The organism is Mesorhizobium sp. WSM4312 (assembly GCF_002294875.1).
In the GTDB taxonomy this organism is placed as follows: domain Bacteria; phylum Pseudomonadota; class Alphaproteobacteria; order Rhizobiales; family Rhizobiaceae; genus Mesorhizobium.
In genome coordinates this window covers 173,667-188,946 of the sequence record NZ_NSFU01000007.1, presented here as the reverse complement: position 1 = coordinate 188,946, position 15,280 = coordinate 173,667, and the positions used below count along the sequence as shown (strand labels likewise).

Sequence of the window (15,280 nt, the reverse complement as noted above, 5' to 3'; positions counted from 1 at the left end):
ACCTTCTGCGCCGTCTTCTTCATCGCAACCCTGAAGGCACCCCAATGAGCCGCACCAAGCAACCGCGCCCCTATTACACCCTCGTCGCTCATGAGGGCGACCACATCGCCGACAACCCTTGGGCCATCGCCTTCGGTGACTACGACTTGGACACCGTGAAGGCCGAGCGCGACGAGTACCGCGACAAGGGCTGGAAGGCCAAGGAACTCAAAATCATCACCACGACCGACCAGCAGGCCGACATTGACGCCGCTGTCTTCGAACTCAACGAGGCAAGCCACAAATGAAGGTCCAATATCTCGAAATCCGCCCCTGCGTCGAACACGACGGGGCAACCCACAGCTTCAGGGGTGAGCCAAACCCCACCTACGAGTTCTTCACACCCGAGGGTGCCGAGGAGGCGGCTGAAGCCTTCCGCGCTGCACAGAACGGCGAGGCCGGCCCAGTCTTCTGGACCATCTACGGGATCGACACCGAGGGGCTGGCCCAGGCCATTGGCGACTTCGTATCGCAGGATGCCGCCTTTGAGACGCTGTACGCAATCCTCGGCGTCATGGTCGACGCTCGTGACATCCTCGAAGCCTCAAGGGTCCGCATAGCTGACGACGACGACCACGGGGAGCGCATCAGCAACGCGTCAGCGGTCCTCGAAGACTTCATCAACCAGTGCAGCAACTCGGAGCGCATCTGATGACCACCTACATCTGCCAGCGCCTCGACCAGTACACCGAACGGGGCAACAAGTGGGCGCTGCGCGCTGCCCACACCACCGGGGCAACGACGCTCCTCGGCTTCCACAAGACACGCAAGGCCTGCGTCACCGTCGCCCGCCTCTTGGCTGGCCGGCAGGGCAAGGTCGAGGTCCGCGACAAGGCCACTCGGGTCACTGCCTGGAGGATCGAGCCATGAAGTTCAAGTCAATGATCTGGTATCGCAACGCCACCGGGTCGCTGCGGTCTTCGGGCGATCTGCTCGATCCCGTGTATGAGGCCTGCGGGTCACTCGACGCGGCCCACAAGGCGCTCCATCGGGCAACCCCTTTCGTGCGCTCGAAGGCCATCAGCGTGGTCGTCACCGTTTGCGTCCCGAACACCGGCTCCTACCCGGTCAAGTCCGCGCTAGGCCGCGACCCATACCTCTACGGCGGCACCAAGGAATACTTCGTCGACCAGCTCGTCGGGGTGCCAGCATGACCCTCTGGGAGTTCATCCAGCTCGTCGTCGGCGGCTACGCCTTTGTCTGCCTGTTCACCGCTTGGTGGCTCGTCAAGGCGACTTAAGTCGAAACTCGCATTTGCAAGCAAAACTCAAATTCAACGTTGACACCTCACACGGAGGAAGATATTCCTATGCACATCATCAACGAGCAATTCCTCACCGAGGGCCGCGCCGCCGCATGGATGCGTGACTACTCGGACACCTACCGCCCCTCGACCTTCGGCACCCGGCTGACCAAGCGGCGCTCGCGCTGCGGCCAGTACTGGGAAGTCGTCGGCTCGCGGTTCGTCCAATGATCCGCTTCGTCTGCAACCAACCGAACCTTCAGCAACTCTCAAGGGAAACCATCATGAACAAGTTCCGCATCGGCCAGAAAGTCCGCATCACCAACACCCTGTTTGTCAACGGCAAGGGCGGCAAGGGCTTCAGCTTTGGCGACGTCGTCGAGATCATCGAGCTTGACAGGACTGGACACTGGCCGATCCACGCCAAGACCGCTGACGGCAGCACTGGTCTGCTCGGCTACAACGAGGTCGATGCTGTCGAGGAGCCCGCCAAGGAGCCCACCGCGCCCATGGCCAAGGCTGTCCTCGATCTGCTGCGCCGAAAGGGCGCGATCACCTCGCTCGAAGCCCAGGGCGTCCTGCGCTGCCGCCAGTTGCCGGCGCGCGTCCTCGACCTCAAGCGCCTAGGCCACAAGATCGTGACCGAGATGAAGATGGACCCGACCGGCCAGAAGTACGCCCGCTATCACTTGCAGGCGGCGTGAACCTTAGCCGGGGAGTGTGAGTTAGTACTAATGTTCCCTTCGCACTCCCTCTCGGGTGCCCCTACGTACCACCCTTTTGGTTCAGAAGGGAAAGCAATGCCGAACGTGACCGCAAAGGAGAGAATGAAGCGATGCGCCGTGATCGAGCTTATCCTCGGCGCGTGTGCGGAGTTGACCGCACTTGGTGAGAACCGGGACTTGCATCTAGTCCTTATGGCGATACGCCTCGGCAACTACCAGAAGCGGCCCATGGATGTGACGGCGCTCGCTGCGACAACGAGCCTGCCACGGACCACTGTGATCCGCCACATAAAGGCTCTGGAGGGGCTTGAAAGGATCAGGGTGGTGAACACCGGGCGTCGGGCAGTTCCGATCCTCGTTGGCACCGATAGGCCACTAGTAAAGGGCTTCTACAGCCGCCTGGAACAGCTCATCATATCAGCGGCTGCTAACCTGTCCAAAGTGGACAGTTCACAGGTGGACACAAAACGTAAAGAAATGTTAACGACCAGCCAGCCGTCCCACTTGCGGGATAGAGGCCAACTCAGGGAATGATTTATCATGTTGCAGAAGTTCGAGGCCATCCTCGTTCAGCTTACTCGTATTGCCGATGCTTTGGAGAATGGTCGGGGGTCTGCGCCGGGGGTCAGCGCAGCAACTCCCAGCAACCCCTACGCCAGCCCTGATCTGCCGGTTGGCTTTAATACAGTCCTTGGCTATCTGGCCGAGGTCAACCCGGAAGCCCTTGATTTGATGGGCGATCCGATTGCGGACACGCAGAGGGACGGATACTGGCTCACGCATCAAGCCAGCCGCCGAGACATCCAGATCATCTCGGTTGAGGCCCCGGCCCCTTTGAAGGCTGTCGGGATCGAGATGGTCAACGCATATCCAGTTGAGTTGCTGCGGAAACGCCTGGGCGAATAAGCCTACGCCGCAGAGGAGCATAACAGGGACCATGAGGGGGATGATCGCGGCTACGTGATTGTCCCCTTCTTGCAAAGGATGCGGCTCAAGAGTATCTAGCACAGGCACATCATGTGAGGGACAGCTAATGAACACCTTTGCCGGTCGTCAGACCGAGAACAAGACAGCGCGGCGACTGCTCTCCTTTATCGAGGAGTTCGGCAAGCTCGACGCGGAAATGCAAATCCAACAGATCGCGGTGTATCTCCATGTCATGGGCAAACCTGACAGCACCATGCGAGAACTCGAACAGGCGACTGGCCTCAGCTCGTCGTCGGTCAGCCGGAACGTCTCCGCGCTGTCCAAGACGCACCGTAAGGGGCAGCCGGGGCACGACCTCGTCACCACCTATGAGGACGCGATGGATCGCCGGATCAAGCGCGTCAAGCCGACGCCTAAGGGCACCAAAGTCTTCAACACGCTCATCAGCATCCTAGGGAGCTAACATGGCAATCACTCAGCGCGGCAGCGGCTTTCAGGCCGAGTTCGTTATCAAGGGCACCCGCTATCGCAAACAGTTCGACAAGCACGATCTGGCTGAGAAGTGGGAGCTGGAAACCCGAACGGCACTCAAGCTGGGCAAGCCCCTGCCTGAGGGTCCTGAGGAACAGATCGGCGGCAGCGATGCGGGCACCATAGGGAACGCCCTGCGCGCAGCCAAAGAGAAGCGATGGGCATACCAGCGCGGCTCCACTCGAACTGTCCTCAATGCCGAGAAGTTCGTCGAGTGGGTCGGTGCCAAGACGCTGGCCAAGGCTGCACTACACGAGGACAAAATCCACGAGTTCGTGCGCCACCTCAAGACCGAACGGAAGGTCTCTGGCGCGACCATCAACCGATACCTCTCGTGTATCTCGGTGCTGATCAAGTTCGCCCGCGTCGAGCGGCCCGATCTGCCCTATCAGGAGAAGGGTGCCAACCGGCTCCGCTTCTTCACCGAGGAGGAGGTAGAGATGGTCATCCAAACGCTGACCCTCTGGGGCAAGCTGGCCGAGCGGGACCTGTTCATCTTCCTGATCGACACGGGCGCTCGCCCCTACTCGGAAGGCACCTCGGCGCGCTGGTCTCAGTTCCGCGACCGCACGGTCACCTTCGGGGAGCTTCAGCTCACCAAGACGGGCAAGGCCAGGACGATCCCGCTCACCACCCGAGCCCTCGAAGCGGTAGCCCGCCGGAAGGCCCTAAAGGGGAACCAAGAGGGGCCGTGGACCGACGTCACCGAGTGGCAGATGATCGAGCTATGGCGCAGCGTTCGCGAACACCTCCCGCAGCTTGCGGACACCGTGGTCTACACATGCCGGCACACCTGTGCGTCGTGGCAAGTGCAGCGCGGCGTCGACCTCCTGCGCGTCAAGGAATGGATGGGGCATAACGCCTACCAGACCACGCTCGGCTACGCCCACCTCGCGCCTAAGCACCTCATGGACAACCTCGCTGTCCTTGAGGGTGGTGCAGGGCCGGCCCTTCGTGTAGTCAAATAGAGGCACCTCGGGGTCGCGACCCGAGCGACGAGTGAAATCGTGACAGGCGGGGAGAGACCCGCACAAATCTTAGGATCGACCCATGCTCCTCACCATTCTCTCCTACGTTGTCCTCGGTGCGCTGCCCCCGTTAGGCGCGATCCTCATTGCCCTCGGCGGCTCTGCCCTGGCCGACGCCATCGGGTTGACAAAGTATTAGATTTCCCACACGTCAAAACCGCGTGGGAGATACGTGGGAGAAAGTGGGAAATTCCCACCCATGTGGGAGTGGGCGTGGCGGAATTGGTATACGCAGCAGACTTAAAATCTGCCGGTGTTTCAAGCACTTACGGGTTCAAGTCCCGTCGCCCACACCAACCCAAAAAAGGGACTTAAAATCCCTCGATCTCTGATCGTACGGGTTCGATTCCCGTCGTCCGCACCACCCTTCGCTCTTCGAGCTTCGGGTGGCAGGCCGCCCAAAGCTCGGCTCCGTCAGACTGCCCGCACGGGCTCGCCGCCGCATATGCCGCGTGAGCTGCTGATCCGATAAGTCTTCGACGTCATCCTCGAAGTGATTTCAAACGGGGCGCCGGATTTCCAGCGCCGGATCGCAGGCGGCATGTCTTTTATTGCCGACGACGTCGCTACAGTCGCATCAGCCGGCAATTCCATCGCCATTATGCCCGTGATTGGGCGGTACGGCGCCGAAGCAGCGGTTCTCACGCCACCTTTCGAGCGGGCCGACAGCCGCCTGCGCAATCGCAAAGCTATTTCGGAACGGGCAATGACAATAACGATAGATAGAAACGCCAGCTGGCGCGACATCGCACGCGTGAGCGAAGGCGAATCCCTGGCGCTTAGCCGGGCAGCTTGGGAGAGGATCGCCTTCGCGAACCAGATCGTGGCGGCCATCGTCGAAAAAGGCATCCGCGCCTATGGCGTCAATACCGGGGTCGGCGCCTTGGCAAGCAAGGTCGTGGCGCCTGCCCTGCAAAAGAAACTGTCGCGCAATATCATTCGCAGTCACGCCTGCGGCGTGGGCGACCTTGTGCCGAGACGCGGCGTGCGCGCCATCATTGCCGCTCAAGTGGCAAATTTCGCGCACGGCCATTCGGGCGTGAGCCCTGCGATCGTCCGCAATTTGCTCACCTTTATCGAGCGCGACTGCGTTCCCGACGTGCCATCCCGGGGATCGGCCGGGTATTTGACCCACAACGCGCATGTAGCACTGGTCCTGATCGGCGAAGGCAGTGCAACCGTGGCAGGCCGCTCCATGAGCGGGCTCGAGGCCCTGGCTGAAATGGGTCTGGAGCCATTGGAGCTTGGCGCCAAGGAGGGCTTGAGCCTCGTCAACGGCACCGCATGCGCAACAGGCCTGACAAGCATCGCCGTGCTGCGCGCCGAGCGTTTGTTGGGATGGGCTGATGCGGCGGCGGCTTTGACACTTGAAGCCGCAGGCGCGCAAATGCCGGCTTTTGGCGAGGCAATCCTGGCAATGAGGCCCTCACCCGGCATTCAGGGCGTGGGCAAATCGCTGCGTGGCTGGCTTCATGGCAGCGAACTTATCGCGCTGGCACACGGCAGTCGCACGCAAGACGCACTCAGTCTTCGCGCCGTGCCGCATGTTCATGGCGCCGCCCGGGAGGTGCTGGACCGGTCCGCCGAGCTTGTCGACCGCGAACTGGCTGCCGTCACCGACAATCCGGCGGTATTCGGGTCTTTGAACGACCCTCAGGTCGTTTCAGAGGCGCATGCGGTTGCGCCGGCCCTCGGGCAGGCCGCTGACGGCCTGACCATCGCCTTGGCTCAGGTGGCTGGAATGAGCGAGCGTCGGATCGATCGTCTCGTCAATCCGCTTGTCAACAATTTGCCGGCCTTCCTCGCCGACGAGGACGGAGCCAATTCCGGCTTCATGATCGCCCAATACACGGCCACATCGCTCAGCAACGTCAATCGGCGTTTGGCCGCCCCGGCGGCGACCGACGGCGGCGTCACATCCGGCCTGCAAGAGGATTTTCTGGCTCATCCAACCGTCGCGGCCAACAAGCTGCTGGCGGTTATCGACAACGCCGAATACATTCTCGCGATCGAGCTCATGGCAGCCGCGCAGGCCCATGATTTTCTGGCGGTGCGCGGTGCACGCGCGCCTGGTACCGATGCCATCTACCAAATGGTCCGGGGCAATATCGCACACTATTCCGACGACCGGCCTCTGTCCCGGGACATGGAAGCCTTGCGCAACTTCATCCGCGAAATGGACGTGCCGGCCTGTCCGCGGCACAGTTCGTAAGGCGAATGCTCGGCCAGCTTCGAGCGGCCAGGCCTTCATCGGGTTCGGCTTCAGACGCTGGACCAGGATGATCGCCTTGGCATCGACGATGCGGTCGTCGGCTATGCCGGCCAGCTTCGTCGAGCGGCATTGTCCAGGACCCCGATGTCCTCGCCCTCTTCCGGGCAACCGCATCGAGGACGGCCAGCCGCATTCGTTTTAGCAAAGGCGAAACAAAGGATGCATTTCCGCGTTGAGGATCGTCAAAACGGCGGGAGATTTTTGAAAATGGATCCGGCAACTGCGGCAGTGATGGTCTTGCTCCAGTGCAGCCCGGTTGAGGGTTCTGTCTGCAAACCCGTCGATATGGCGCCAACCATGTATGCGTCGCTCGACTTATGCATGGCTTCGCTGAAGGACAGGCTGGCAAGCGCTCCGAACGGCGAAACCGTTGGCCGGTGTCGCCTCGTCGATACGACCGTCACAGATGGCTTGCCGGTTGGCTATACAAGGGTTTTTGTGACTCGCGGGCTGGGCGACGACGCCATCACCAGCAGCTACGTCGTACAGCGCGAGCGTTAGCGCCTCGTTCCCGCTGCCCTAAGGCGGGCGTCTGCCCTGTTTGCTAGATGCGCGTAGCGCCAGTCTCCTGGCCGCCGGAATGTGGCACCGGCGGTCGCTGATCGGCGCTTTGCTCATGGCCCGGCCCAGAGCCCACCTCGATGATTCCGACCAGCGCGCGAACAAACTCAACCATATCGTTTGCCGTGATGGCTGCCCTGTCGGGATCTTGCCCGATGTGCTCGGCGGCCGCGCAACATGACAGGCGGATGTGATCGTAGTGGGATTCCCTTTCATCCTCCGGCAACATCGCCAGTTTCATGGCCCGGCGATAAATCAGCCGCAGTAATTGTTCGAGAGCGGCTCCGACACTCATGCGTTCTACTCCGCATTGGTCTAGCGTTCCGGCGCTCGAGGGCGCATGTCGGAACGTCGATGGGAGGTATTTCCGTCCCAGTGCCAAAGGGTGCATTATAGCCATTAATATATCGTATATTGCTAATATACGATGCCCCGAAGCGTCTTTCGGCCTCCATGATATCGTGACGCCCCAGCCTGACGCCGACGGCGCGTGAGGCGGAGCCTAGCCGGGGCGGCGCGGACCGAGCGACCCATCGAGCGCGTTTGCTTCGGCCAACTTGGTCACCGCTCGCTCGACTTTCTCCGCCGCGGCATCGGTGTGCTTGATATCCCGGATAATTCGCTGCGTCAGAAGCGCGAACCTGGCAGCGCGATATACCTCACCGCCGCGGTTTCGTGGTGAAATGTCGCCATCATCATGGGGAACCGCCAAAAATTATTGGCGGATCAATCTTTGTCAGGCGCTCCCTGGCCTCGATCAGCCGCCGCCGCGCGGTCCTGATCCGGCTGCAAAGCGCGATATTGATTCCGACGCCGCAGTCCTCGTCCAGCATTTCTTCCGCGCGTTCCAGAGCGAGTTCCGCGCGGTTGACGCGCTGTCTGGCCTTGGCCAGTTCCATATTGAAAAGCTCAACCATTGCTCCGCTTCCGTTGCGGTCCCTTCGGGGGTTAAACCGCCGCTGGTCGCTTTGGTTCCGTGATGCGAGGATGGAGCCAACTCCTGCCGGAACGTCGGTCAAGCCGAGATCGGGTTCAGCTTCAGATGCTGGATCAGGATAATCGTCTTGGCATCGACGATGCGGCCGTCGGCGATGCCGGCCAGCGCTTCGTCGAGCGGCATTTCCAGGACCTCGATGTCCTCGCCCTCCTCCGGCGCGCCGCCGCCGGCGGAGATGCGGTCGGCGGGCGAATAGCGGGCAACGAAGAACCACAGCCGCTCGGTCACGCTGCCCGGGCTCATATAAGGCGAAAACAACCGCTTTAAGTCCTTCAGCCGGTAGCCGAGTTCTTCCTCCGCCTCCTTGCGGATGGCGGTCTCGGGGTCGTTTTCGTCGAGCAGCCCGGCACAGGCCTCGATCAGCGGTTCGCGGTGGCCGGTGACATAGGCGGGATAGCGGAACTGGCGCACCAGAAGCACCGTCGAACGCTGGGGGTCGTAGGGCAGGATCACCGCGCCGTCGCCGCGATCATAGGTCTGGCGGACCTGCGTCTCCCACTGCCCGTCGCGCCGGCGATAGTCGAGCACGGTCTTTTTCAGCACCGCCCAGTCGTCGGAAAGAACCTCTTCCGAACGGATACGAATACGATCTTCCATTGGATACCTCGGTATTTGCCGCCGGGCGCAGGCGTAGCCGCGAACCGGCGCCGGCGCAATTGGGGCAGCGATTGGTCCGGCGTTTCACTCTCTCGTGTGTGGTATGGGAGAGTTCCGTTGCCTAAATGACGCCTTCCCTCTCCCCGGAGCCCTCTTCATGACTGCATCGCTTTTTCAGCCGATCACCCTCGACGGCCTCACCTTCCCCAATCGCATCGCCGTGGCGCCGATGTGCCAGTATTCCGCCGAGGACGGGTCGGCCAGCGACTGGCATCTTTACCACTGGATGAACCTGGCCATGTCCGGCGCCGGCATGGTCACGGTGGAGATGACCGATGTCGAGCGGCGCGGGCGCATCACCCATGGTTGCCTCGGACTTTACTCCGACGACAACGAAGCCGCCGCGCGCCGCACACTGGATGCGGCACGACGCGTCGCCGCGCCGGGCACGAAATTCGGCACGCAGCTTGCGCATGCCGGCCGCAAGGCCTCGAACCGCAAGCCCTGGGAAGGCGGCGGGCCACTGCAGCCGAACGAAGACCCCTGGCAGACCGTCTCGGCCTCGGCCATCGCCTACGACACCGGCTGGAACGTGCCGCGCGCGCTCGATGAGGAAGAGATCCTGCAACTCATCGAGCGGTTCGCCCAAGCCGCCAGGCGGGCCGAACGCGCCGGCTTCGACTTCATCGAACTGCACGCAGCACATGGCTACCTGATCTTCCAGTTCCTGTCGCCGCTGTCCAACCAGCGCACCGACCGTTGGGGCGGCTCGCTGGAAAACCGGATGCGTCTGGTCGTCGAAATCGCCAGGGCGGTGAAGAAGGCGGTGCCGAAGCTGATGCTCGGCGCGCGGCTGTCGGTGAAGGACTGGGTCGACGGCGGCTTCGATGTCGAGGATGCGATCGAGGTGGCGAAGGCCCTGAAGGCCGAGGGTATCGCCTATCTCTGCTGCTCCAGCGGCGGCAATTCGCCGTTGCAGAAATTGCCCACCGGTCCCGGCTATCAGGTGCATCTGGCGGAGGCGGTGCGCAAGGGCGCCGGCATTCCGACCCGCGCGGTTGGCCTGATCGACGATCCCCAGCAGGCCGAGGCTGTTATCGCCGAGGGCCGTGCCGACATGGTCGCACTGGCGCGCGCCTTCCTCGCCGATCCGCGCTGGGGCTGGCGCGCGGCCGCCACATTCAAGGAAAAGATCCATCCGGCGCCGCAGCTCGCCCGCTCGGTAACGACGATGGAGCACTGGATGAAGGCGGCGGGCTGAACCGGCCCGCCCTCCTGACACAGGCGCGATCCCGCCCAGCCCGTTTTGCCACAGCCCGCTTCAAATCCGGCGGCAAACTGTTACGCTGGGTGAGGCTGCGGCGGGCGCGGCCGGGCTTGGGAGGAGATCATGTCGTTCAGGGCATTCTTGCCGGCTGCGATGCTTGTGACTGTCGCCGGCCTTTGGCTCGGCGCATCGACGCCGAGCGTGGCGCAATATTGCGAGGGGACGGTGCACGGCCTGTCCGGCCGCTACAATCTGGCGACCGGCAGCGGCTTTCTCGCCGTGCGGACACGGCCCAACTCGTCATCACGGATGATCGGCCAGCTGTTCAATGGAGACCACGTCGAGATTTTCGACCGGCGCGGCAGCTGGTACAAGGTCGAAATCGGCGGGTCCACCGGCTGGGCGAACGCTCGCTGGCTGCGCAACGACTGCGGTTACTGAGACGCCGAAACATGTCACCCAAAAAGCGCGTCGCAGAACGCGACGCGACTTTTGGGCGCAGGTTCCGGGCCACTTTTGCAACCAAATTGGCTGCTTTGCGTTGCGGCCATGATGGACAGCAAACCTTTTGAAACGCCGGTCGTGGTCGAACTCGGCCATGTCGGCAAATATCGCCATATCCGCAGCACCCAGGAAGCGGCGGAGTGCCTCATGACGGTGTGGCCGCTCAATCGCGGCCCGCGTCATCGTGATGCCCTCGACACTTGCCTCAAAGTGCTGGAAGGTTATCGTTCGACAGCGGACGCGCGACGGGCATTGATCGAGGCCGCCAGGGAATCGGAAGTGCTGGTGCCCGACGAAAGGCTATCCGACGACAGGCTGCATTGAGCAGGCGGAGCTTTCAACCGGAGGTTTTTATGGCGAAGCTGACTTACAAGATCGTCGAGCATGACGGCGGCTGGGCCTACAAGGTCGGTACGACCTTCTCGGAGACATTTCCCACCCATCAGGATGCCTTGCGCGCCGCCGAGATCGCCTCGGCCGAGCAGCAGGTGGCAGGCGCGACGGACGGCATCCAGTATGAGGACGCCGAGGGCAAATGGCACGAGGAACTGGCTGACGGTCGGGATCGGCCGCAGACCGAGGTTTCAGACTAGACTTTCCAAAGAAGAGAACTTGCCAGCAGACCAGAGACAGGGCGCCGACCGCAGGACGTCAGGAGAGACGACGTCCTGCGGTCGACCGCTGCCCGGCGGCTGAACTATTTGCCGCAATACTGGTCGTTCACGTTGCCCTGAGCATTCGCATCAGGACCCGCTGTGCCGTATGCACACGGGCCGGCTGGACCAGAATTGCCAAGGCTGTCCAGCCCAGAGCGGTCGCCATTGATGCTTCCGGTCGTGTTCTGGTCGACGCCTGAGGACTCTTCGTTGCCGAACGGCCACCAGTTGTGACGGTTCGAATATGCGCTGTCGGACGATTGTGCCATCGCCGATGTGGTGAGACCGATCGTCAGAACCGATGCTGCAAGAAATTTCCTGTACATTGCATTACTCCGTGTCTTGGTCGCCTTGGGTGCGACACGGGGTAAACCCGGCGGTCAGCCGGTTGGTTCATTGAAATTGTCGTGAGGCTGTGGTGATGGAAATGTGCGGATCGCAATCCGCTCGATGAAGCCAATCACCCGCTTGGGCTCGGCGAACTGCGGCATATGGCCGACGCCGTCGACGGGTTCGAAATCGAGCCCTGCGATCTTGCCTTGCATCGGCTCGCCATGGATGCGGATGTCGATGACGCGGTCGGCCGTACCGAAGAGGATGCCGGCAGGCATGACAATCTCGCCATAGCGCTGTTCGATGCGGCCGAGATCCTGTTCGACGGCCACCACATCGGCTGATGTCGCCTGGAAATGGACTGGCCGCAGCCCGAGCCAGCCGCCGCCGTCAACCATGTAGTCCGCGGGAAAGACCTGCGGCGCGAAGATGAATTCCATTGTCGGCCGCGCATAGCGCAGGCTCAGGGGTATCGCCACAGTATAGGCCATCATCCAGCGCTGCAGGCGCGAGGGGATATAGAGCAGGTCAAATCCTTGCCGCGCCCTGTTTTCCAGATGCGTCAGCGGCGCCAGCAAGGCGATGCCCGAAATTGCCTCGGGATGTTCCACGGCCAGGGTCAACGTGACGGCGCCGCCCAGCGAGTGGCCCACCACCAGCGGCCTTTCCAGCGCCAATTTTTCGATGAAGCGGCGCACCAGGGCCGCCTGTTCAGGCAAGCGGCCGGTGGCACCGTTCGCGCGCGTCGAATAGCCCGATCCCGGACGATCGAGCGCGATCAGCCGATAGCCCGGGCCGAAATGTCCGAACAGGGTGTGCCGGAAGTGGTGGAGTTGCGCACCAAGCCCATGCAGGAAGACGATCGGCCGCCCCTCGCCGACATCGACATAGTGGATGCGGTTGCCGTCGATCTCGATGAATTTTCCGACCGGCGGCACCAACCTGTGCGCCTTCGCCGCGATCCATAGCGTCGCCAGCACCAGGCAGGCGATCCCCAGGACCGCCAGCAGGAACAGCAGGGCCAGCAGCCACGACAGGATCGATATCAGCATTGTTCACCCGGACCAGAACCCGTTTGAGCTTACCTGCATCCGGTCATGCTGCAACCTTGCATCGTCCAGGCACGGATGTTCACCGCCGAGGTGGCATTGCCGATAGCCACGCGCCGCGCTATTTCAGGCGACCCGTCCTGCCGGAGCCCTCCATGACCGAAATCGTTACCGCCGCCATGCTCGTCATCGGCGATGAGATTCTCTCCGGCCGCACCAAGGACAAGAACATCGGCCACCTCGCCGACATCATGACGGCCGTCGGCATCGACCTGAAGGAGGTGCGCATCGTTCCCGACGAGGAAGAGGAGATCGTCGCGGCGGTGAATGCCGTACGTGCGCGCTACACCTATGTGTTCACCACGGGCGGCATCGGCCCGACCCATGATGACATCACCGCCGATTCGATTGCCAAGGCGTTCGGCGTGCCCTGCGAATACGATGCCAAGGCCTATGCGCTGCTGGACGCAAGCTATGCGGCGCGCGGCATCGAATACACCGAGGCACGCAAGCGCATGGCGCGGATGCCGCGCGGTGCCGACCATATCGATAACCCGGTGTCGGTAGCGCCCGGCTTTCGCATCGGCAACGTCCACGTCATGGCCGGCGTGCCCTCGATCTTCCAGGCCATGCTCGACAATGTCGTGCCGACGCTGAAGACCGGCACGAAAATGCTGTCGGCGACGGTGCACTGTCCGTTCGGCGAAGGCCTTGTCGGCGGGCCGTTGGGTGAGATCCAGAAAGCGCATCCGGATACGATCATCGGCTCCTATCCAAAGTATGGCGACGGCAAGTTCTGGACCGAACTGGTCGTTCGCGCCCGCAGCCAGGAGGCCCTCGACGCCGCGCGCGCCGATGTCGAGGCAATGGTGGCGGGTTTCGTCGCCAAGGCGAGTTGAACCCGTTGTGGCCGGAACAAAGCATGGCGCGCCGGCGTTGCTTTCACGCGAGTTCGAACACTCGCCAGATTGAGGGATCACCATGCGCTTCAGGACCATCGTTGCCATTCTGCAGAACGAGCAGGACGCCGAGCGCGTGCTCGACTGCGCCATTCCGCTCGCCAACCGCTTCCAGAGCCACCTGATCGGCATTCATGCCGAGGCGCTTCCGGTGCCCTACACGTCGGCGACCGGCTTTCCCGATACCGAGTTCCTGCAGGTCTCGGCCGACATGAGCCGGGAGCGGGCCGACAAGCTGCAGGCCGTCTTCCTGAGGCGCATCGAGGATTCCGGCCTCTCCTTCGAGTGGCGCAGCCTGGAGAGCTTCTCCGGCGACAGCGCGTTGACCGGCATTTCAAGCGTGCGCGCCGCCGATCTTATCATTGCCGCCCAGCGCGAAACCGGCGGCGATCCGAGCGCCGATGTCGACACGCTGGTCTATGACGCCGGCCGGCCGGTGCTGGTGGTGCCGAGCGCGGGTCCGCTGGTCACCACGTTCAAACGCGTGCTGCTCGCCTGGAACGGCAGCAAGGAGGCCGCCCGCGCCGCCTTCGACGCCCTGCCCTTCATCATCGAGGCCGAGAAGACCGACATATTGGTCATCGATCCGCCCGATACGTTCGACGAAACCCCGGAGGCGGCCGGCGCCGAAATCGCGTCGGCGCTGTCACGCCACGGCGCCAATGTCAGCGTCTCGGTGCAGAAATCGGGCGGCACCTCGGTCGACGACATGATCCAGAACCGGGTCGCCGAAACCGGCGCCGATCTGCTGGTGCTTGGTGCCTACAGCCACTCCTGGCTGCGCCAGCTGCTGTTCGGCGGCGTGACGCGCACGGTGCTGCGCACGGCACAGGTGGCGGCCTTCCTGTCGCGATAAGTCCACAGCCATCGCGGTAAGCCACCCTTGCCAAGGCCGAGGCTTTCCAGTTAATTCCGCGCGCATTCCCCTGTTTTTGTGCGCGCGGTCCTCGCGTGCTGCGGAGTGCGCGAAAAATGTCCCTTCCCGAAAAAGCCTTCCCGGTCTCCTGGGACCAGTTCCATCGTGACGCTCGCGCGCTTTCCTGGCGGCTTTCCGGCGCCAACAAGGGGCAATGGAAGGCGATCGTCTGCATCACACGCGGTGGGCTGGTTCCGGCGGCGATCATCGCGCGCGAACTCGGCATCCGCATCATCGAGACGGTCTGCGTCGCCTCCTACCACGACTACACCAGCCAGGGGCAGTTGCAGGTGCTGAAGGAGATTACCCCCGCCCTGCTGGCCGACGACGGGGCCGGCGTGCTGATCATCGACGACCTGACCGACACCGGCAAGACCGCCGGCATCGTGCGCGCGATGATGCCCAAGGCGCATTTCGCCACCGTCTACGCCAAGCCGAAGGGCCGGCCGCTGGTCGATACTTTCGTCACCGAGGTCAGCCAGGATACCTGGATCTATTTCCCCTGGGACATGGGCTTCACCTACCAGAAGCCGATCGCCGACGACCACGCCGGCTGATTCGCGACACGCCGCTTTTTCCAACTAAGCCGCCACCGACGACAATATTTGCTTCCGTGGATGGCTCCCCGGGGCAGGATATCCTGTGAAATCGACCTCTGTTGGCGGGAATCGGCCAG

At 62.6% G+C, this 15,280-nt stretch carries 24 protein-coding genes and 1 tRNA gene; 20 read left to right on the top strand and 5 right to left on the bottom strand.

Annotated elements, in window-relative coordinates:
• The first annotated feature begins 44 nt into the window (after positions 1 to 44).
• The 13 genes from CK228_RS13545 to CK228_RS13490 all read left to right on the top strand — a co-directional run bounded on the left by CK228_RS13545 (position 45) and on the right by CK228_RS13490 (position 7,266).
• A complete protein-coding gene (locus tag CK228_RS13545; protein ID WP_210202891.1) occupies positions 45 to 287 on the top strand; it encodes a hypothetical protein in 243 nt (80 codons plus the stop codon).
• Positions 284 to 691: a hypothetical protein gene (locus tag CK228_RS13540; RefSeq protein WP_095788157.1), complete on the top strand. Its 408-nt coding sequence runs from the start codon at positions 284 to 286 to the stop codon at positions 689 to 691. Before CK228_RS13545 ends, CK228_RS13540 begins: the two co-directional genes overlap by 4 nt.
• Positions 691 to 909: a hypothetical protein gene (locus CK228_RS13535; protein ID WP_095788156.1), complete on the top strand. Its 219-nt coding sequence runs from the start codon at positions 691 to 693 to the stop codon at positions 907 to 909. Before CK228_RS13540 ends, CK228_RS13535 begins: the two co-directional genes overlap by 1 nt.
• Positions 906 to 1,193, top strand: coding sequence for a hypothetical protein (locus CK228_RS13530; RefSeq protein WP_095788155.1), 288 nt, complete (start codon positions 906 to 908; stop codon positions 1,191 to 1,193). The genes CK228_RS13535 and CK228_RS13530 overlap by 4 nt, the downstream gene beginning before the upstream one ends.
• A gap of 155 nt (positions 1,194 to 1,348) precedes the next feature.
• On the top strand, positions 1,349 to 1,513 hold the full coding sequence (locus CK228_RS35275; RefSeq protein ID WP_179295899.1) for a hypothetical protein: 165 nt from the start codon (positions 1,349 to 1,351) through the stop codon (positions 1,511 to 1,513).
• Complete coding sequence (locus tag CK228_RS13525) at positions 1,510 to 1,986, top strand: helix-turn-helix domain-containing protein (protein ID WP_095788154.1); 477 nt, start codon at positions 1,510 to 1,512, stop codon at positions 1,984 to 1,986. Before CK228_RS35275 ends, CK228_RS13525 begins: the two co-directional genes overlap by 4 nt.
• Before the next feature lie 96 nt (positions 1,987 to 2,082).
• Positions 2,083 to 2,541 (top strand): hypothetical protein, encoded by a 459-nt coding sequence (locus CK228_RS13520; protein ID WP_095788153.1) that lies wholly within the window; start codon positions 2,083 to 2,085, stop codon positions 2,539 to 2,541.
• A 6-nt stretch (positions 2,542 to 2,547) separates the two neighbouring features.
• Positions 2,548 to 2,913, top strand: a complete 366-nt coding sequence (locus CK228_RS13515) for a hypothetical protein (protein ID WP_095788152.1) — start codon at positions 2,548 to 2,550, stop codon at positions 2,911 to 2,913.
• Positions 2,914 to 3,040: 127 nt separating this feature from the next.
• On the top strand, positions 3,041 to 3,397 hold the full coding sequence (locus CK228_RS13510; RefSeq protein WP_179295898.1) for a winged helix DNA-binding protein: 357 nt from the start codon (positions 3,041 to 3,043) through the stop codon (positions 3,395 to 3,397).
• A gap of 1 nt (position 3,398) precedes the next feature.
• On the top strand, positions 3,399 to 4,433 hold the full coding sequence (locus CK228_RS13505) for a site-specific integrase (protein WP_095788151.1): 1,035 nt from the start codon (positions 3,399 to 3,401) through the stop codon (positions 4,431 to 4,433).
• Positions 4,434 to 4,700: 267 nt separating this feature from the next.
• Positions 4,701 to 4,789, top strand: a tRNA-Leu gene (locus CK228_RS13500).
• 410 nt (positions 4,790 to 5,199) lie between these two features.
• Positions 5,200 to 6,705, top strand: a complete 1,506-nt coding sequence (gene hutH, locus CK228_RS13495; RefSeq protein WP_095770870.1) for a histidine ammonia-lyase — start codon at positions 5,200 to 5,202, stop codon at positions 6,703 to 6,705.
• Positions 6,706 to 6,924: 219 nt separating this feature from the next.
• A complete protein-coding gene (locus CK228_RS13490; RefSeq protein WP_245317938.1) occupies positions 6,925 to 7,266 on the top strand; it encodes a hypothetical protein in 342 nt (113 codons plus the stop codon).
• A 43-nt stretch (positions 7,267 to 7,309) separates the two neighbouring features.
• Here CK228_RS13490 and CK228_RS13485 read toward each other — a convergent pair whose 3' ends face one another.
• The 3 genes from CK228_RS13485 to CK228_RS13470 all read right to left on the bottom strand — a co-directional run bounded on the left by CK228_RS13485 (position 7,310) and on the right by CK228_RS13470 (position 8,920).
• Positions 7,310 to 7,621: a hypothetical protein gene (locus CK228_RS13485; RefSeq protein ID WP_095770302.1), complete on the bottom strand. Its 312-nt coding sequence runs from the start codon at positions 7,619 to 7,621 to the stop codon at positions 7,310 to 7,312.
• 400 nt (positions 7,622 to 8,021) lie between these two features.
• The gene (locus CK228_RS13475) at positions 8,022 to 8,243 is read right to left on the bottom strand and encodes a hypothetical protein (RefSeq protein WP_095770303.1); all 222 of its coding nucleotides are present in this window, start codon (positions 8,241 to 8,243) and stop codon (positions 8,022 to 8,024) included.
• A 98-nt stretch (positions 8,244 to 8,341) separates the two neighbouring features.
• Positions 8,342 to 8,920: an NUDIX domain-containing protein gene (locus tag CK228_RS13470; protein ID WP_095788150.1), complete on the bottom strand. Its 579-nt coding sequence runs from the start codon at positions 8,918 to 8,920 to the stop codon at positions 8,342 to 8,344.
• A gap of 157 nt (positions 8,921 to 9,077) precedes the next feature.
• On the opposite strand from CK228_RS13470, the gene CK228_RS13465 reads away from it, so the two are divergent.
• From CK228_RS13465 to CK228_RS13450, 4 genes are all read left to right on the top strand, one after another.
• Positions 9,078 to 10,181 (top strand): NADH:flavin oxidoreductase/NADH oxidase, encoded by a 1,104-nt coding sequence (locus CK228_RS13465; protein ID WP_095788149.1) that lies wholly within the window; start codon positions 9,078 to 9,080, stop codon positions 10,179 to 10,181.
• Positions 10,182 to 10,310: 129 nt separating this feature from the next.
• Positions 10,311 to 10,628, top strand: coding sequence for an SH3 domain-containing protein (locus CK228_RS13460; RefSeq protein ID WP_095770305.1), 318 nt, complete (start codon positions 10,311 to 10,313; stop codon positions 10,626 to 10,628).
• Between the two features lie 108 nt (positions 10,629 to 10,736).
• Positions 10,737 to 11,015: a DUF982 domain-containing protein gene (locus CK228_RS13455; protein ID WP_095788148.1), complete on the top strand. Its 279-nt coding sequence runs from the start codon at positions 10,737 to 10,739 to the stop codon at positions 11,013 to 11,015.
• A gap of 29 nt (positions 11,016 to 11,044) precedes the next feature.
• Entirely contained in the window at positions 11,045 to 11,284 is a 240-nt protein-coding gene (locus tag CK228_RS13450) for a DUF2188 domain-containing protein (RefSeq protein ID WP_095770307.1), read from the top strand.
• Positions 11,285 to 11,388: 104 nt separating this feature from the next.
• On the opposite strand, the gene CK228_RS13445 is transcribed toward CK228_RS13450, so the two are convergent.
• Together CK228_RS13445 and CK228_RS13440 are read right to left on the bottom strand one after the other, a co-directional pair.
• Positions 11,389 to 11,673, bottom strand: coding sequence for a hypothetical protein (locus tag CK228_RS13445; protein ID WP_095788147.1), 285 nt, complete (start codon positions 11,671 to 11,673; stop codon positions 11,389 to 11,391).
• 54 nt (positions 11,674 to 11,727) lie between these two features.
• Complete coding sequence (locus CK228_RS13440) at positions 11,728 to 12,732, bottom strand: alpha/beta hydrolase (protein ID WP_095788146.1); 1,005 nt, start codon at positions 12,730 to 12,732, stop codon at positions 11,728 to 11,730.
• 152 nt (positions 12,733 to 12,884) lie between these two features.
• On the opposite strand from CK228_RS13440, the gene CK228_RS13435 reads away from it, so the two are divergent.
• The 3 genes from CK228_RS13435 to gpt all read left to right on the top strand — a co-directional run bounded on the left by CK228_RS13435 (position 12,885) and on the right by gpt (position 15,161).
• A complete protein-coding gene (locus CK228_RS13435) occupies positions 12,885 to 13,628 on the top strand; it encodes a competence/damage-inducible protein A (protein ID WP_095788145.1) in 744 nt (247 codons plus the stop codon).
• A gap of 82 nt (positions 13,629 to 13,710) precedes the next feature.
• Positions 13,711 to 14,544: a universal stress protein gene (locus tag CK228_RS13430; protein WP_095770311.1), complete on the top strand. Its 834-nt coding sequence runs from the start codon at positions 13,711 to 13,713 to the stop codon at positions 14,542 to 14,544.
• A gap of 116 nt (positions 14,545 to 14,660) precedes the next feature.
• Complete coding sequence (gene gpt, locus CK228_RS13425; protein WP_095770312.1) at positions 14,661 to 15,161, top strand: xanthine phosphoribosyltransferase; 501 nt, start codon at positions 14,661 to 14,663, stop codon at positions 15,159 to 15,161.
• The last annotated feature ends 119 nt before the right edge of the window (positions 15,162 to 15,280 follow it).

What these genes read in the sequence shown, in the direction of transcription:
- CK228_RS13470 (WP_095788150.1), bottom strand. Translation starts at nt 8,920, where the DNA reads ATGGAAGATCGTATTCGTATCCGTTCGGAAGAGGTTCTTTCCGACGAC.
- CK228_RS13445 (WP_095788147.1), bottom strand. Translation starts at nt 11,673, where the DNA reads ATGTACAGGAAATTTCTTGCAGCATCGGTTCTGACGATCGGTCTCACC.
- CK228_RS13530 (WP_095788155.1), top strand. Translation starts at nt 906, where the DNA reads ATGAAGTTCAAGTCAATGATCTGGTATCGCAACGCCACCGGGTCGCTG.
- CK228_RS13525 (WP_095788154.1), top strand. Translation starts at nt 1,510, where the DNA reads ATGATCCGCTTCGTCTGCAACCAACCGAACCTTCAGCAACTCTCAAGG.
- CK228_RS13455 (WP_095788148.1), top strand. Translation starts at nt 10,737, where the DNA reads ATGATGGACAGCAAACCTTTTGAAACGCCGGTCGTGGTCGAACTCGGC.
- CK228_RS35275 (WP_179295899.1), top strand. Translation starts at nt 1,349, where the DNA reads ATGCACATCATCAACGAGCAATTCCTCACCGAGGGCCGCGCCGCCGCA.
- CK228_RS13520 (WP_095788153.1), top strand. Translation starts at nt 2,083, where the DNA reads ATGCCGAACGTGACCGCAAAGGAGAGAATGAAGCGATGCGCCGTGATC.
- gpt (WP_095770312.1), top strand. Translation starts at nt 14,661, where the DNA reads ATGTCCCTTCCCGAAAAAGCCTTCCCGGTCTCCTGGGACCAGTTCCAT.
- CK228_RS13485 (WP_095770302.1), bottom strand. Translation starts at nt 7,621, where the DNA reads ATGAGTGTCGGAGCCGCTCTCGAACAATTACTGCGGCTGATTTATCGC.
- CK228_RS13430 (WP_095770311.1), top strand. Translation starts at nt 13,711, where the DNA reads ATGCGCTTCAGGACCATCGTTGCCATTCTGCAGAACGAGCAGGACGCC.
- CK228_RS13440 (WP_095788146.1), bottom strand. Translation starts at nt 12,732, where the DNA reads ATGCTGATATCGATCCTGTCGTGGCTGCTGGCCCTGCTGTTCCTGCTG.
- CK228_RS13505 (WP_095788151.1), top strand. Translation starts at nt 3,399, where the DNA reads ATGGCAATCACTCAGCGCGGCAGCGGCTTTCAGGCCGAGTTCGTTATC.
- CK228_RS13515 (WP_095788152.1), top strand. Translation starts at nt 2,548, where the DNA reads ATGTTGCAGAAGTTCGAGGCCATCCTCGTTCAGCTTACTCGTATTGCC.
- CK228_RS13490 (WP_245317938.1), top strand. Translation starts at nt 6,925, where the DNA reads ATGCATTTCCGCGTTGAGGATCGTCAAAACGGCGGGAGATTTTTGAAA.
- CK228_RS13460 (WP_095770305.1), top strand. Translation starts at nt 10,311, where the DNA reads ATGTCGTTCAGGGCATTCTTGCCGGCTGCGATGCTTGTGACTGTCGCC.
- CK228_RS13450 (WP_095770307.1), top strand. Translation starts at nt 11,045, where the DNA reads ATGGCGAAGCTGACTTACAAGATCGTCGAGCATGACGGCGGCTGGGCC.
- CK228_RS13435 (WP_095788145.1), top strand. Translation starts at nt 12,885, where the DNA reads ATGACCGAAATCGTTACCGCCGCCATGCTCGTCATCGGCGATGAGATT.
- CK228_RS13510 (WP_179295898.1), top strand. Translation starts at nt 3,041, where the DNA reads ATGAACACCTTTGCCGGTCGTCAGACCGAGAACAAGACAGCGCGGCGA.
- CK228_RS13465 (WP_095788149.1), top strand. Translation starts at nt 9,078, where the DNA reads ATGACTGCATCGCTTTTTCAGCCGATCACCCTCGACGGCCTCACCTTC.
- hutH (WP_095770870.1), top strand. Translation starts at nt 5,200, where the DNA reads ATGACAATAACGATAGATAGAAACGCCAGCTGGCGCGACATCGCACGC.
- CK228_RS13545 (WP_210202891.1), top strand. Translation starts at nt 45, where the DNA reads ATGAGCCGCACCAAGCAACCGCGCCCCTATTACACCCTCGTCGCTCAT.
- CK228_RS13475 (WP_095770303.1), bottom strand. Translation starts at nt 8,243, where the DNA reads ATGGTTGAGCTTTTCAATATGGAACTGGCCAAGGCCAGACAGCGCGTC.
- CK228_RS13540 (WP_095788157.1), top strand. Translation starts at nt 284, where the DNA reads ATGAAGGTCCAATATCTCGAAATCCGCCCCTGCGTCGAACACGACGGG.
- CK228_RS13535 (WP_095788156.1), top strand. Translation starts at nt 691, where the DNA reads ATGACCACCTACATCTGCCAGCGCCTCGACCAGTACACCGAACGGGGC.